The organism is Halorarum salinum, from assembly GCF_013402875.1.
GTDB classification, from domain to species: domain Archaea; phylum Halobacteriota; class Halobacteria; order Halobacteriales; family Haloferacaceae; genus Halorarum; species Halorarum salinum.
The window spans coordinates 1,869,629-1,883,178 of sequence record NZ_CP058579.1; the positions used below are offsets into that span (position 1 = coordinate 1,869,629).

At 69.2% G+C, this 13,550-nt stretch carries 11 protein-coding genes and 1 pseudogene; 6 read left to right on the top strand and 6 right to left on the bottom strand.

Annotated elements, in window-relative coordinates:
- Window positions 1-79 precede the first annotated feature (79 nt).
- The 3 genes from HUG12_RS09000 (at window position 80) to HUG12_RS09010 (ending at window position 4,210) form a co-directional block, all read left to right on the top strand.
- On the top strand, window positions 80-2,194 hold the full coding sequence (locus HUG12_RS09000) for an acetate--CoA ligase family protein (RefSeq protein ID WP_179268441.1): 2,115 nt from the start codon (window positions 80-82) through the stop codon (window positions 2,192-2,194).
- 875 nt (window positions 2,195-3,069) lie between these two features.
- Window positions 3,070-3,834: a proteasome assembly chaperone family protein gene (locus HUG12_RS09005; RefSeq protein WP_179268442.1), complete on the top strand. Its 765-nt coding sequence runs from the start codon at window positions 3,070-3,072 to the stop codon at window positions 3,832-3,834.
- A gap of 178 nt (window positions 3,835-4,012) precedes the next feature.
- On the top strand, window positions 4,013-4,210 hold the full coding sequence (locus HUG12_RS09010; protein WP_179268443.1) for a DUF7501 family protein: 198 nt from the start codon (window positions 4,013-4,015) through the stop codon (window positions 4,208-4,210).
- A 114-nt stretch (window positions 4,211-4,324) separates the two neighbouring features.
- Here HUG12_RS09010 and HUG12_RS22035 read toward each other — a convergent pair whose 3' ends face one another.
- Window positions 4,325-4,429: a CBS domain-containing protein gene (locus HUG12_RS22035; RefSeq protein ID WP_345777004.1), complete on the bottom strand. Its 105-nt coding sequence runs from the start codon at window positions 4,427-4,429 to the stop codon at window positions 4,325-4,327.
- A gap of 919 nt (window positions 4,430-5,348) precedes the next feature.
- Between HUG12_RS22035 and HUG12_RS09015 the strand changes: the two genes are divergently transcribed.
- Together HUG12_RS09015 and HUG12_RS09020 are read left to right on the top strand one after the other, a co-directional pair.
- A complete protein-coding gene (locus HUG12_RS09015) occupies window positions 5,349-6,098 on the top strand; it encodes an SDR family oxidoreductase (protein ID WP_179268444.1) in 750 nt (249 codons plus the stop codon).
- 180 nt (window positions 6,099-6,278) lie between these two features.
- On the top strand, window positions 6,279-7,325 hold the full coding sequence (locus HUG12_RS09020; RefSeq protein ID WP_179268445.1) for a Gfo/Idh/MocA family protein: 1,047 nt from the start codon (window positions 6,279-6,281) through the stop codon (window positions 7,323-7,325).
- Between the two features lie 128 nt (window positions 7,326-7,453).
- Here the strand turns inward: HUG12_RS09020 and prs are convergent, their stop codons facing one another.
- From prs to HUG12_RS09035, 3 genes and pseudogenes are all read right to left on the bottom strand, one after another.
- Window positions 7,454-8,296, bottom strand: coding sequence for a ribose-phosphate diphosphokinase (prs, locus tag HUG12_RS09025; RefSeq protein WP_179268446.1), 843 nt, complete (start codon window positions 8,294-8,296; stop codon window positions 7,454-7,456).
- 124 nt (window positions 8,297-8,420) lie between these two features.
- Window positions 8,421-9,062, bottom strand: coding sequence for a dienelactone hydrolase family protein (locus HUG12_RS09030; protein WP_179268447.1), 642 nt, complete (start codon window positions 9,060-9,062; stop codon window positions 8,421-8,423).
- Window positions 9,063-9,232: 170 nt separating this feature from the next.
- Window positions 9,233-9,696: pseudogene (locus tag HUG12_RS09035) on the bottom strand (universal stress protein).
- Window positions 9,697-9,914: 218 nt separating this feature from the next.
- Between HUG12_RS09035 and HUG12_RS09040 the strand changes: the two are divergent.
- Window positions 9,915-10,574 carry a phosphoribosyltransferase gene (locus HUG12_RS09040; protein ID WP_179268448.1) on the top strand — a complete coding sequence of 220 codons (660 nt, stop codon included), beginning with the start codon at window positions 9,915-9,917 and terminating at the stop codon, window positions 10,572-10,574.
- 114 nt (window positions 10,575-10,688) lie between these two features.
- On the opposite strand, the gene HUG12_RS09045 is transcribed toward HUG12_RS09040, so the two are convergent.
- Both HUG12_RS09045 and ppsA read right to left on the bottom strand, forming a co-directional pair.
- Window positions 10,689-11,048, bottom strand: a complete 360-nt coding sequence (locus HUG12_RS09045) for an Hsp20/alpha crystallin family protein (RefSeq protein WP_179268449.1) — start codon at window positions 11,046-11,048, stop codon at window positions 10,689-10,691.
- A gap of 177 nt (window positions 11,049-11,225) precedes the next feature.
- Entirely contained in the window at window positions 11,226-13,511 is a 2,286-nt protein-coding gene (gene ppsA / locus HUG12_RS09050) for a phosphoenolpyruvate synthase (protein WP_179268450.1), read from the bottom strand.
- Window positions 13,512-13,550 lie beyond the last annotated feature (39 nt).

Sequence of the window (13,550 nt, forward strand, 5' to 3'; positions counted from 1 at the left end):
TCGGGGCTCCGCTCGCGTCGCGGACCACCACGTCCCTATAGATGCGTTCGTCACGTTGTGGCCACCGGAGGATACCACCATGACGGACCTTTCCGGCCTGTTCGACCCGGACCGCGTCGCGGTGATCGGTGCGACCGACCGCGAGGGCTCGGTCGGGCGGGCGCTGCTGGAGAACCTGTCGGCGTTCGACGGCGAACTGGTCCCCGTCAACCCGAACCGCGAGACGGTACTGGGGCGGGACTGCTACCCGTCGATCGGCGACGCGCCGGAGGCCTCCTCGATCGACCTGGCCGTCGTCGCCGTCCCGGCCCGGTTCGCCGTCGACGTCGTCCGACAGGCGGGGGAGGCCGGCGTCCGGAACGTCGTCGTCGTCACGGCGGGGTTCAGCGAGAGCGGGGACCGGGGCGAACGGCGGGAGCGCGAACTGGTCGCGGTCGCCGAGGAGTACGACCTCGCGCTCGTCGGCCCCAACTGCGTCGGCGTCATCGGCACACAGTCGGGGTTGAACGCGACGTTCGTCCGGGGGATGCCCCTGGAGGGCTCCATCTCGCTCATGAGCCAGTCCGGGGCGCTCATCGCCGCGGTCCTCGGCTGGGCGGCCCAGCACGGCATCGGCTTCCGGCACGTCGTCTCGCTCGGCAACGAGGCCGTTCTCGACGAAGTCGATCTCGTCGAGGAGTGGGGCCAGGACCCGGACGTCGACGTCGTCCTCGCGTATCTGGAGGACGTCGACGACGGGCGCCGGTTCGTCGACGCCGTCCGCGAGGTGACCGCCGAGACGCCCGTCGTGGCCCTCAAGTCCGGCCGGACGGAGGCGGGGGCCGAGGCGGCGGCGTCCCACACCGGGTCGATCGCGGGTAGCGACCGGGCCTACGAGGCAGCGTTCAACCAGGCGGGGATCCTCAGGGCGGGGACCATCCAGGAGGTGTTCGACTTCGGCCGGGTGCTCTCGGGCCAATCGCCCCTCGAGCGGGACGGCGTGGCGGTCGTCACGAACGGCGGCGGCCCCGGCGTCCTGGCGACCGACGCGATCGGCGAGTCGCGGCTGACGCCCGCCGAGTTCGGGGACGACCTGCACGCCCACCTCGCGGACGTCCTCCCGAGAGGGACCGACGCGACGAACCCGCTCGACGTCCGGGGGGACGCCACCATCGACCGGTTCCGTCGGAGCCTCGACGCCGTCCTCGGCGCCGACGAGGTGGCAGGCGCCGTCGTCCTCTCGGTCCCGACGGCGCTGTTCGAGTTCGAGGAACTGGCCGAGGTCATAGGGAGGCAGCAGCGCGACCACGGGAAACCGGTCGTGGCCTGCCTGATGGGCGGCGAGGAGGCGGACCGCGCTGCGGAGGAACTCGAGGCGTACGGCGTTCCCAACTACTTCGACCCGGCCAGGGCCGTCGCGGGCCTCGAGGCGCTCGCCGTGTACGGCGACGTCACGCGGCGGGAGTACGAGCGACCGACGACGTTCGACGTCGAGCGCGACCGGGCCCGGCAGATACTGGCCGGGACGGGCGAGCGCGGCGTCGACCACGTCAGCGTCGAGGCGATGGAGCTGCTCGACGCGTACGGCGTTCCGACGCCGGCTGGCGACCTCGCCGAGAGCCCGTCGGACGCCGAGGCGATCGCGGCGGACCTCGGCGACCCGGTCGTCATGAAACTCGCCAGCCCGGACATCCTCCACAAGTCGGACGTCGGCGGCGTCGAGGTTGGCGTCCCGCTCGACTCGGTCGGCGACACCTATCGGGCAATCCTCGAGCGGGCGAGACGGCACGACCCCGACGCGACGGTCCTCGGGGTGCGGGTCGAGGAACTCGTCGACATCGAGGACAGCACGGAGACGATCGTCGGCGCGAACCGCGACCCGCAGTTCGGTCACCTCCTGCTGTTCGGGCTCGGGGGGATCTTCGTCCAGTTCTTCGAGGACACGTCGTTCCGGGTCGCGCCCGTCAGCGAGCGGGAGGCCCGCGAGATGACCGCGGAGATCCGGGCGGCCCCGATGCTCCGGGGGGCACGCGGGCGGGCCCCGGCCGACCTCGACGCCGTCGTCGAGACGATCCAGCGAGTATCACAGCTGGTGACCGACTTCCCGGCGATCAGGGAACTCGACATCAACCCGCTGGTCGTGGGCCCGGACGGCGTCCGCGCCGTTGACCTTCGCCTGACCGTGAGCGGTGACGTGTCGTCGAGCGCCGAGTGATCGTTCGGCTCATCCCTCCAATACATAATCAATACATGATATATGTAAAAACGGAAACTCTGTTCGGACGTCGGCAATCCGCCGACCCACGTCGTGCCAGACCGTCCGGTGGGACCCCCGACCTCGGCCGATGCTGACGTGCGCGAACGGGCGGCACGGGGACGAACCGGGAGATCCCTGGAACCCCGGTCGAACTGCTCTAAGCTCCCGAGAGCGGCCGAAACGATCGAACCATGGAGGCGACGGCCGGCCCCTCGCTTCCGGTGGTCCTCGACGTGTCAGCGGAATCTACACGAACACGACCCCCGGGAGCGGGGATCGAGCGTCGCCGAACCGTCGGTCGCGATCGAACCCACTTGCGACCCCGGCCGCTCCCTGATAGTGACGGAAAAAATTTAATTCACTTTTACCATACGTGAAAGGACACGTTACTCGAACGGTCGGCCCCTGCCTCCGGCGACCCAACGTGCGTGGGGCCCTTCGTTCCCGGCCGACGTGCTGCGCGTTTCTACCGTTGGTGAGTCGTACCGACCACGTTCGGGATTTCCCCGGCCACCTGCTCCTCTCGGTCACCACGGAGAGGACGGGACGGACGTGGTCAGGTCGCCGAGGACGCCCTTTTCCGGAGCGTGTACTCCCCCGCAGTCGACGCGGATAACACCTTGGTCCTGCACCACGAAGGACGAGTCGTGTGCCCGAGTGATGCCCGTACTGCGAGGAGGACGTCACGTCGGTGAACGGCGGCGAACCTCGAGGGCACTTCGGGGTCGCCACCGTCTGGATCGCCCGATCTACGGGAGGATGCTCGGCGTCTCCGAGTGGACGAACTGACGGTGTCGGCACGAACAGCGAGCACACGGACGGAGTCGATACACATGTCCCAGGAACCCCCATCAGCCACGTTCGACCGACTGACAGAACTCGAAGCCGAAGCGCCGACGCTCATCGAAGGGTTGCCCGGCCACGGACTGGTCGCAGCGATCGCGACCGACATGATCACTAGGCAGCTGGACCTCGGCCATCACGGCAACGTGGTCTCGGATGACTTCCCGCCGGTCACGTCGTTCCAGGACGGACGCGTGCGGGAGCTCGTCCGCGTCTACGCCCGCGACGAGCCGCCCGTGATGACGCTCCAGAGCGACGTGGCGCTCCCCGGACGGGCCGCGAGGGCGCTCGGTCGGTGTATCCTCGAGGACCTCGCCCCGGAGTTCGACCGGGCGATCTTCCTCGCGGGTTCCCCCGCCGGGACCGAGGAACAGGTCGGCGACGTGTTCGGTGTCGCGACGACGGACGCCATCGAATCACAGCTTCGAGGCGCCGACATCGCGCCGGCGGAGGGGAGCGGATTGATCGGCGGCATCACGGGCGCGCTCGTCTCCGAGTGCTATCACGCGGACGTCCCCGCGGCCGTACTGGTCGTGAAAGCGAACCCCTACCTCCCGGACCCGGTTGCGGCCCGCTCGGTGATCGAGAACGCCCTCGAACCGCTCGTTCGGTTCGACATCGACACGACTGAACTCGAGGAACAGGCCGATCAGATCAGGACGCAGATGGAACAGATCGCCCGGCACTACCGGCAGATGGCGGAGGCAGGGCGGCCCGAACTCGAGGAGCCGACGGGACCGAACATGTACCAGTGACGGTCGAGCCGATTCCGACTCCCGTTCGAGGCGTTCCCGACCCCAGTTCGAGGCGGAACCTGGGGGCCGGTGTCCAGTCCGGGGCGAACGACCCCCAATAGCCGGAGCGGTACGAGTCGGGTGAGGACGCTCGAACCCGGCGTGAGGATATTTACCCCGGGAATCCGATAGCCGACACGTGTCCGAGTACTCACATCCGCCACGGGATTCGCCGGATTGGGAGCACCCCGATTTCTGCCTGTTCTGTGGCGCGAGGCTGACGGACGGTGGTGCGGGGTTCGTCGATCATCTCGCGGACGCTCCGGCGTGCAGAGAACGCTTCGAGGAGTGGCGTGAACGAGTCATCGAGGACATCGGCGGCGAGTGGAGCGGGTAGGCCGGCCGCGATGCTCCAGTAGCGGCGGCGGTTTTCGGATCGCTTTCCGCCGCGTTCCTCGTCGAACCGTGGGGCTCGGGAGTCGACTCCCACGAGCGATCGAGGCGCTCCGGGCTACAGTGACCGGGCCAGGTACGCCGCGAGGTCGAGGGTGGTGACCATCCCGACGACCTCCTCGCCCTGGACCACCGGAACGTGATGGATCAGGTGTTCGATCATGGTCCCGCCGAACCCGTCCGGTTTGGAAAGCGGACGTGACGATGGTCGCCGTCCGGTCCGCCCTCCTCTGGGTGCGGATCGTACGTCGGGGGACGGGAGGTGGGCACGCCTCACGCGGGACCGAAGGCTGCCGGTAGGCCCGAAGCACGCTCGCAACCTCTCCCTACCGTATCTGCGCGGCCGGTAGCGCGACCGTGTGCGCGGTAACGTCTTCGAACCCGAACTCACCGAACGTGGTCGTCCACAGCTCCCCTTTCCGGGCTCGAGCGTGGAGTGCTCGTCCGCGGAGTACTCGCCTCTCCCGACGTTGTGGCTCCAGGCAGGGCTCGAACTGGCCCGTCACGGGTCCCGTACGGACGGTCCCCATAGTCTCACGTTATCACACGCCGCCGGGACGTTACAACGTTACATCTGTAAACTACCGCCGTCCGTCGCCGCCGCCGATCGTCGGCAGTACCGGAACCCTACTTCGCGTAACGAATCCGCTATCGGTACGCCGGGAACCGCCGGGGCTCCACTCGCCGTCCCTTCGGGACCCGACGATCGCCGCCCCCCGGTGACCCAGTCGCCCGCGTGGGTCGTTCGGGAACGGTTCGAGGCTGCGGTCGGCCACGGACGGTCGCTCGAGGCGTCCGTGGGCGCCCTGTCGCCGAGTTTCCGGCGCGCTGTCCGGTCACGGGGACTAACGGCCATCCCGTTCGTCCGGACGCAGGTCGGCTCACGGACGCCGTTCCGGCGTCCGCGGTGCCGGGACCCGCCGAACGAGCACTCGGACGTCCTCGGCGAGCGGCGACCCGGCGTGCGTCGAAGCGATGGACGGACCGACGAGCATGGGCGCCCACCCCGTCGCCGGCGATCGGATCCTGACGTGGACCGCATTATTTGAGGGAAGCCGACGTTACATCGAGTGGGACCACAGATGACCGACAAACTCGCCGACAAGACAGCGCTGATTACGGGTGCGTCGTCGGGAATCGGGCGTGCGATCGCGATCCGATTCGCGGACGAGGGTGCGAACGTCGTCGTCGCCGACGTCCGGGAGGACCCACGCGAGGGCGGCACGCCGACCCACGAGGTGATCCCTGGGGCGCGGTTCGTCGAGACGGACGTCTCCGACGTCGAGGACCTCCGGGCAGCCATCGACGAGACGGTGGAGGCGTTCGGGAGCCTCGACGTCATGGTGAACAACGCGGGAGTGTTCCCGGGGAGCCAGCCGATCGCGGCGGTCGAGGAGGCGGACTACGACTGGCTGATGGGTGTCAACCTCAAGGGCGTCTACTTCGGGAGCAAGTTCGCCGCGGAGGCGATGCGCGAGGGGGGTGACGGGGGCTCGATCGTCAACGTCTCGTCGATCGCCGGACTCGTCGGGTACGCCGACGCGTCGACGTACTGCGCCTCGAAGGGTGGGATCACGAACCTCGTACGGGAACTCGCGCTCGAACTCGGCGAGGACGGCATCCGGGTGAACGCGATCAACCCCGGCGTGATCGAGACGGCGATGACGACCCAGGACGCGTCGGTCGCGGGGACGATCGACCAGCAGATCCCGTTGCGCCGCGACGGACAGCCCGAGGACGTCGCCGGCGCTGCGCTCTTCCTGGCCAGCGAGGACGCCGCGTACGTCACCGGGCACAACCTCGTGGTGGACGGCGGATACACTGCACAGTGACCCCACGGTTCCGGCGACAGCGGCCGGTTCCGGCGCCGGTGGACGGATATCGCCACAGTGGTCGGATTCCCGACCGACGTCGCTCCAGCGGCTAAGCTGATACGAACGTTGCCGACTGTCGTTTACGGTACGCCATCCACGGACGTACACGCTTTTCGTGCTCATCGTCGTCGGTTGGGTATGGTCATTCAGCTCGGCGCCATCGGCATCGGCGGCATCGGCCACCTGGAACTTGACTTCCTCGCCGGGATGGCGGACGTCCAGATCGTCGCCGGAGCCGACGTGTCGCGTGGCGCCTGCGCGGTCTTCGAGGACGAGTTCGACGCACCCGCGTATGCCGACCACCGGGCGATGCTGGACGCGCACGCCGGCGAACTCGACGGCGTCCTCGTCGCGACGCCACACGTCTTTCACTACGAACAGGCGACCGCCTGCCTCGAGGCCGGACTGCACGTGCTGCTGGAGAAACCCATGACGATGGACGTCCGGGACGCGGTCGCGCTCGCCAGGACGGCACGCAACCGCGACCGTGTCCTGCAGATCGGCTACCAGCGGCGCTTCCACCCGGTGTTCCAGACGATGAAGAACGTCGTCGACAGCGGACGGATGGGCGACCTCCACACCGTCGTGTGTTACATCGGGCAGGACTGGATCACGCCCCAGCAGGGGACGTGGCGGGTCGACCCGGAGGTCTCGGGGGGTGGCCAGCTGTACGACACCGGCAGCCACCTCCTGGACGCCCTGCTGTGGGTCAGCGGCGGCGCCCCCGAGACCGTCACGGCCTCGATCGAGTACGCCGTGCCCGAGATCGACGTCAGCGCGGCGCTCACCACGCGCCTCGCGCGCGAGGGCCACGTGGCAACCGCGAGCGTCGCCGTGACGGGCGACGGCGTCGAGACCGACCCACGGGAGGGCTACGTCGTCTGGGGGACCCGCGGGTGTCTCGTGTACACCGGCGATCGCCTCTACGTCGAGCACAAGGGGGCGACCCGGTACACGGTGGAGGCGGGGGCGGCAACGCACTACGACGAGACGACGTTCAGGAAGGTGAGAAACTTCGTCGACGCGGTCGCCGGTCGCGCCGACCCGCAGGTGCCCGCCGCCGAGTCCGTCCCGGTCGTCGCGCTCACCGAGGGCGCGTATCTGGCGGCCGAGGAGGGCCGGACAGTCGACGTGCAACGTCTCATCGCCGACGCCGAACGCGAGTTCGAGGGCGACGGCCGCTGACGCGGTGACGCCCCGTCCGCCCGGCGACCCGCGGCGGGAGGGCGCTACGCGACACGCCACGAGTCGCCCCGTCGACCCGGCGGCGCTGGACCGGAGCCCCGGCGAGTCGCCCAGCCGTTCGATGGGCGTCAGTCGGTGTCCGAGGGCGCGTCCTCGCCGAGGACGCCGTCCAGCATCGTCCGCTCGATCCGAACGTTCGCCGCGTCGTTCGCGACCGTGTTGGTGAGATAGAGTGCGTCGTACGTGTCCCGGACCCGCCGGACGCCCTCGTCGACGACGCCGTGGACCGCGGCGGCCTGTACCGTTCCAGCGCCCTGGTTCTTCAACCGCCGGAACGCCTCGACCATCGTCCCCCCGGTCGCGATCAGGTCGTCGAACACGAGCACGTCCCGCCCGTCGACGTCGAGTTCACCGGTCAGTTCGACGTCGTGGGCGCTCCCCCGGACCTTCTCGAAGCCGGGGACGCCGAAGCGCTCGACCGCCCCGAGATCCGGCCCGACGACGACGTAGTCGTCCATCGAGACGTGGTTCCGGATCGCCGGAAACGCGTGCAGCACCTCGAGCGGGACCTCGCGAACCCAGTCCCGGTGGCCGAAGTGGGGGTCGACGGTGTAGATGCGGTCGACCCCGTAGTACCCGGTGAGCTTCCGAAGAATCGACCGGGCGTAGTTGAGCGTTCCCTCGTAGAACGCCTCGTCCTGCCTGCCGTAGGGGACGTACGAGAACGCGAGGGTCACCGAGCAGTCGTTCTCGACGAGCAGTTCGAGCGTCCCGTGGAGGTACGCCAGTCCCCGATTCGGACGCGGCTGTCCGGCGTGTATCAGGACGACGTCGTCGAGCGAGTCGAGCCCCGCGAGCTGGACGTACACCTCGTCGTCCGGGAAGGTCCGACTCCCGTCCCGGGGGTGCGGCGCGAGTCGGTGCGCGTCGACGTCGAGGTGTTCCGCGCTCGGGGTTACGACGAGGTCCATGGGAACGTACACGTATCACGGTCGACCGGCATCCCGGGGCGCCCGGTTATCGTCGTTTCCGGCATCTCCTCCATCCCCTCCCACCTCTCCAGCCATCGTCGGGTCAGCCGCGTCGGGAACGGCGTCACGACAGGTGCCGCTCGAACCAGTCCGCGGCGAGTTCGGCGACCTCCTCGAGTTCGCCGGGGCCCTCGAAGAGGTGGCCGGCGCCCTCGATCACCGCCAACTCCCTCGTGCACGTGAGTTCGTCCAGTGCCTCCCGGTTGAGGTCCAGGACCTGCGTGTCGGCGCCGCCGACGACGAACAGCGTTGCGGCCGTCACCTCCGCCAACTCCGCCGACGCGAGGTCCACCCGCCCGCCGCGGGACACGACGGCGGCGGCGTCGTCACCGCGCCGGGCCGCGGCACGTAGCGCGGCCGCCGCCCCGGTGCTCGACCCGAAGTAGCCGAGGTTCGTCGCGCGAGTCCCCTCGCGCCCGCGAAGCCACTCGGTCGCGGCGAGCAGCCGCTCGGTCAGGAGTTCGATGTCGAACCTGGTCTCGTACTCCCGGTCCTCCTCCTCTGTGAGCAGGTCAAACAGGAGCGTCCCCAGACCGTGCCTCCGGAGCACCTCCGCGACGAACGTGTTGCGCGGGCTCTTCCTACTGCTTCCGCTCCCGTGTGCGAACACGACGAGGCCGGCGGCGCCGTCCGGAACGAGCAGTTCGCCCTCGAGTTCGACCCCGTCGACCGGGATGGTTACGGGGTTCTGCGTCTGCTCGGCCATACTCGAACGGACGGGATAGTCGAACGTTAACGTTCCTCCTCGACGAGTCGAGCGTCGTCACCGCGTCGTGCTCGCTCCTCCGACGTGCTCGCTCCCGGCTGTGCTCGCTCGGGGCGTCCTCGCCGCTCCGGGAACCCGTCCGCTTCGGTCGCACGGACGGCACCCTCGGGTCACTCCTCCGACTCCTCCGGCTCTTCCGTCCCTCGGACGGTGAGGACGGGAACATCGGCGGTCCGGACGACCCGTTCGGTGACGCTCCCCAGGAGCCACCTGTCCAGCCCGCGTCGACCGTGGGTCCCCATGACGATCAGGTCCACGTCGTTCTCGTCGGCGTACTCGAGGATCGCGCGGTGGACGACGCCGGCCTCGCGGGTCGCCCCGACGAACGCCGTCCCCGCGCGGTCGGCCCGCTCCTCGACCCGCTGGATCGTCCGTTCGCCCTCCCGACGGAGAGCCTCGTAGATCGGCTCCAGGTCGAGGCCGCTGCCGTCGAACCCGGTGTACGGATAGCTGGTGTCGACGACGTACAGGGTGTGAAGGACCACGTCGTACCTGTCGGCGACGTCGAGCACTGGTCGAGCGCCCGGAGGGACTCGTCGCTCCCGTCAGTGGGAAAGAGGATGGTTTCGTACATGGCTTGCACCACGTCACTCCGTCTTGAAAGGGTCGCTCGGCGCGGTAAGCAGTGTTCGCCCGCTTCCGGCGGGCGCGGTGGATTGCGGTTCCGACGCGGTCGTGAGTGGGGGCGTCGGGGTCGTCGGAGTAGTTGGCGGGGTTCGACGGCCCGACCGTCGAATGGTTCAATGAGTTCCCCGACGAAGGGACGGTCGTCCCTCACAGGGGCGATCATCCATGTTCAAGAACCGGATCGACGCCGGCCGACGACTCGCCGACGTCATCGACGACCACGACGTCGAGGCCGACGTCGTGTTGGCGATCCCACGCGGCGGGCTCCCGGTCGGACGAGCCGTCGCTGACGGGCTCGGCGTGCCGCTGGACATCGTCTCCGCACGCAAACTCGGGGCGCCGTGGAACCCGGAACTCGCCATCGGCGCCGTCGCCAGCGACGGCACCGTCTGGCTGAACGAGTCGCTGATCGGCGAAGTCGGGGTCGGGAACGCGTATATCGAAGAGCAGATCGAACGCGAGCGCGAGGCCGCGGAGGGGAAAGTCGAACGGTACCGTGGTGACCGCCCGCCGCTCGAACTCCGGGGGAAGACGGTCCTCGTCGTCGACGACGGCATCGCGACGGGCGCGACGACCATCGCGTGCGTCAGGCAGGTGAAGAACGCGGGCGCCGACCGCGTGATCGTGGCCGTGCCGGTCGCCCCACCGGCTACCGTCGAGCGCCTGTACGACGAAGCCGACGAGGTGATCTGCGTCGAGACGCCGCCGTACTTCGCGGCGGTGGGACAGTTCTACGACTCCTTCCAGCAGGTCACCGACGAGGAGGCCAGAACGTACCTGCGGGCCGACGAGGCGGACGGTGGCGGGGAGAGCGACCAGGAGTGACGGGGCCGCGGTCGAACCGGGCCGTCCCGCGGACGGGGGCATCCGTTCGACGCGCGACTCCTGGGGTGACGCCCGCGGCGCGACGCCGGCGTCGCGCCGCGCTACCGGACCGCGCTACCGGATTTCCACCTGTTTGGGCCGATGTCGCTTCCGCAGCGTCACCCAGAGGATGCCGTCGTTGTAGGACGCGGAGACGTGCTCCTCGTCGATCGGTTCGGGGAGGTGGACCACGCGACGCACCTCGCCCCGTCCTCGTTCCTTCCGGAGGTACGTTCCCCCCTCGTCCTCGCCGAGGTCGGCGACGATCCGGAGCCTGTCCTTCCGGGCGCTGACGTCGAGGTCCTGCTTGCCGAGCCCGGGGAGGTCGGCCGACACGAGGAACTCGTCGCCGCGGTCGGAGACGTTGACGGGGATCTCGGGTCGGTCGGGACGGGCGCTCGCTCGCTCGCGGGCTGAACGGGTTCTCGGGGGCATGCGTTACACTCACACGGACGTTCGGGACGTGCTTAAACTTGAACACGGCCGGAGGCTGTTCGACGCGACGGGGCGAAACGGACCCGTGACCGACGTCCTCCCCGCCGTCGAGTTCCCGTTTCGGGCGAGGACGTTCGAGGCGGTCGACAGGTGCGCCGAGGCCGGGCCGGACCTCGATCACAGGTCGGACTCGAGTTCCGCGACGCGGACGATGGTCTGGAGGGCCACGTCCGGCGTCACAGCGATCGAGTCGACGTCCGCCTCGAGGAGGAACTCCACGTACCCGGGGACCGTCGACGGGGCGTCCCCGCAGATGCCGACCCGGCAGTCGGCCTCGTGGGCGGATTCGATCAGCGCGCGGGTCGACCGTTCGACGGCCTCGTCGTCCTCGCGGAACAACGGCGCCAGTTTCGCCGAGTTCCTGTCGATCCCGAGGACGAGTTGCGTGAGGTCGTTCGACCCGATGGAGAAGCCGTCGAACACCTCGGCGAAGCGATCAGCGAGCACGACGTTCGAGGGGAGTTCCGCCATCACGTAGACGTCCATCCCGTCCGTGTCGAGACCGAACTCGCGCATGACCTCCAGCACCCGCCTCCCCTCCTCCGGGGTGCGGCAGAACGGCACCAGCACGATCACGTTGTCGAGGCCGACCTCCTCGCGGACGCGCCGGAGTGCCTCACACTCCAATCGGAACGCATCCCGAAAGTCGGGGTCGTAGTAGCGCGAGGCGCCACGCCAGCCGAGCATCGGGTTCGACTCCTCCGGTTCGTACCGCGCCCCGCCGCGGAGGTTGCGGTACTCGTCGCTCTTGAAGTCGCTCAACCGAACGACGACGTCGCGGGGGTGGAACGCCGCGGCGATCTTCGCGATCCCGGCCCGCAGTTCCTCGACGAACCGCTCCGACTCGCCCCGTTCGATCGCGTACAGCGGGTGGTCGCCGATCGCGGAGGTGACGATGAACTCCTCGCGGGCGAGTCCGACGCCGTCGACCGGGAGGCGTGAGAGCGAGAACGCGCGGGACGGATCGCCGAGGATGAGGGTCACGTCCGTCTCCGTCCCGGGAATCTCCTCGAGGGGCTGCTCGTGCACCTCGAAGGGAAGTTCGCCCTCGAACACCCGACCGGTCGCCTCGGTACAGTCGACGGTCACCGGTTCGCCGTCCCGGAGCACCTTCACCGCGCTCTCGGCGCCGACGATGGCGGGGATGCCGAGTTCGCGCGAGACGATCGCCGCGTGCGAGGTCTTCCCGCCCCGCTCCGTGACGATCGCTGCCGCCTTCCGCATGACCGGTTCCCAGTCGGGGTCGGTCGTTCCGGTCACGAGAACGTCGCCCCGCTCGAACCGGCCCATGTCGCCGACGTTCGAGAGGATTCGCACCGGGCCGGCACCGATGGCGGTGCCGATCGCGACCCCCTCGACCAGCACCTCCCCGTCCTCGGTCCGGCGGTAGGTCCGGATGCTCCGTTCGCGCTCGCCGCCGTGGACGGTCTCCGGGCGCGCTTGGACGACGTACAGCTCGTCGCGGACCCCGTCGAGGAGCCACTCGATGTCCATCGGGCGGCCGAAGTGGTCCTCGATGCGCCGGGCGTACGTCGCGAGCGACGCGATCCGCTCGTCGGAGAGGGCGACCCGGTCCCGGTCGCGGTCCGGAACCGGCTCGACCGCGGTCCGGCCGTCCCGCCGCACCATCCGCCGTTCCTTCGACCCCACCGTCCGTTCGATGATCCCGTTCGTCGGCTTGAACACGACGTAACGGTCAGGCGTCACCTCCCCCTGGACGATCAGCTCGCCCAGCCCGTAACTCGCCTCGATGACGACAGCGTTCCGGAAGCCCGTGTCGGGGTCGATCGTGAAGGCGATGCCCGAACAGCCGCGGTCGGCGCGTCCCATGACCTGCACGACACACGCCAGCTTGACCGCGAAGTGGTCGAACCCCCTGTCGACCCGGTAGGTGATGGCGCGGTCGGTGAACAGCGAGGCATAACACCCCTTCACGGCCTCGAGGAGCTCCCGTTCCCCCGAGACGTTGAGAAACGTCTCCTGCTGGCCGGCGAACGAGGCCGTCGGCAGGTCCTCGGCGGTCGCCGAGCTACGGACGGCGACCACCGGCTCCGCCTCGCCCGTCTCCGAGGCCAACCGCCGATACCGGTCGAGGATCACCCTCTCGAGGTCCGCCGGCATCTCGGCCGACTCGAACAGCGCCCGGATCCGACGCCCCCGCCCCTGGAGGTCGGGCACGTCGTCGGGGTCGAGCCCGTCCAGTAGCTCCGCGATCGACTCCTCTACGTCCGTCTCCGCCAGATACCGATCGTAGGCCGCAGACGTAGTCGTGAATCCGGGGAGCACCGGCACGTCGAGCCCCGCGAGCTCGCCCAGGTTGGCGCTCTTCCCGCCGACGAGCGCGACGTCCTCGCTCCCGATCTCCTCGAGCGACAGCGCGTACTGGGACCCTGGTTCGTCCACGGGAATCACCTCGGCGATCGGGCCGGACGTAGTCTCGCG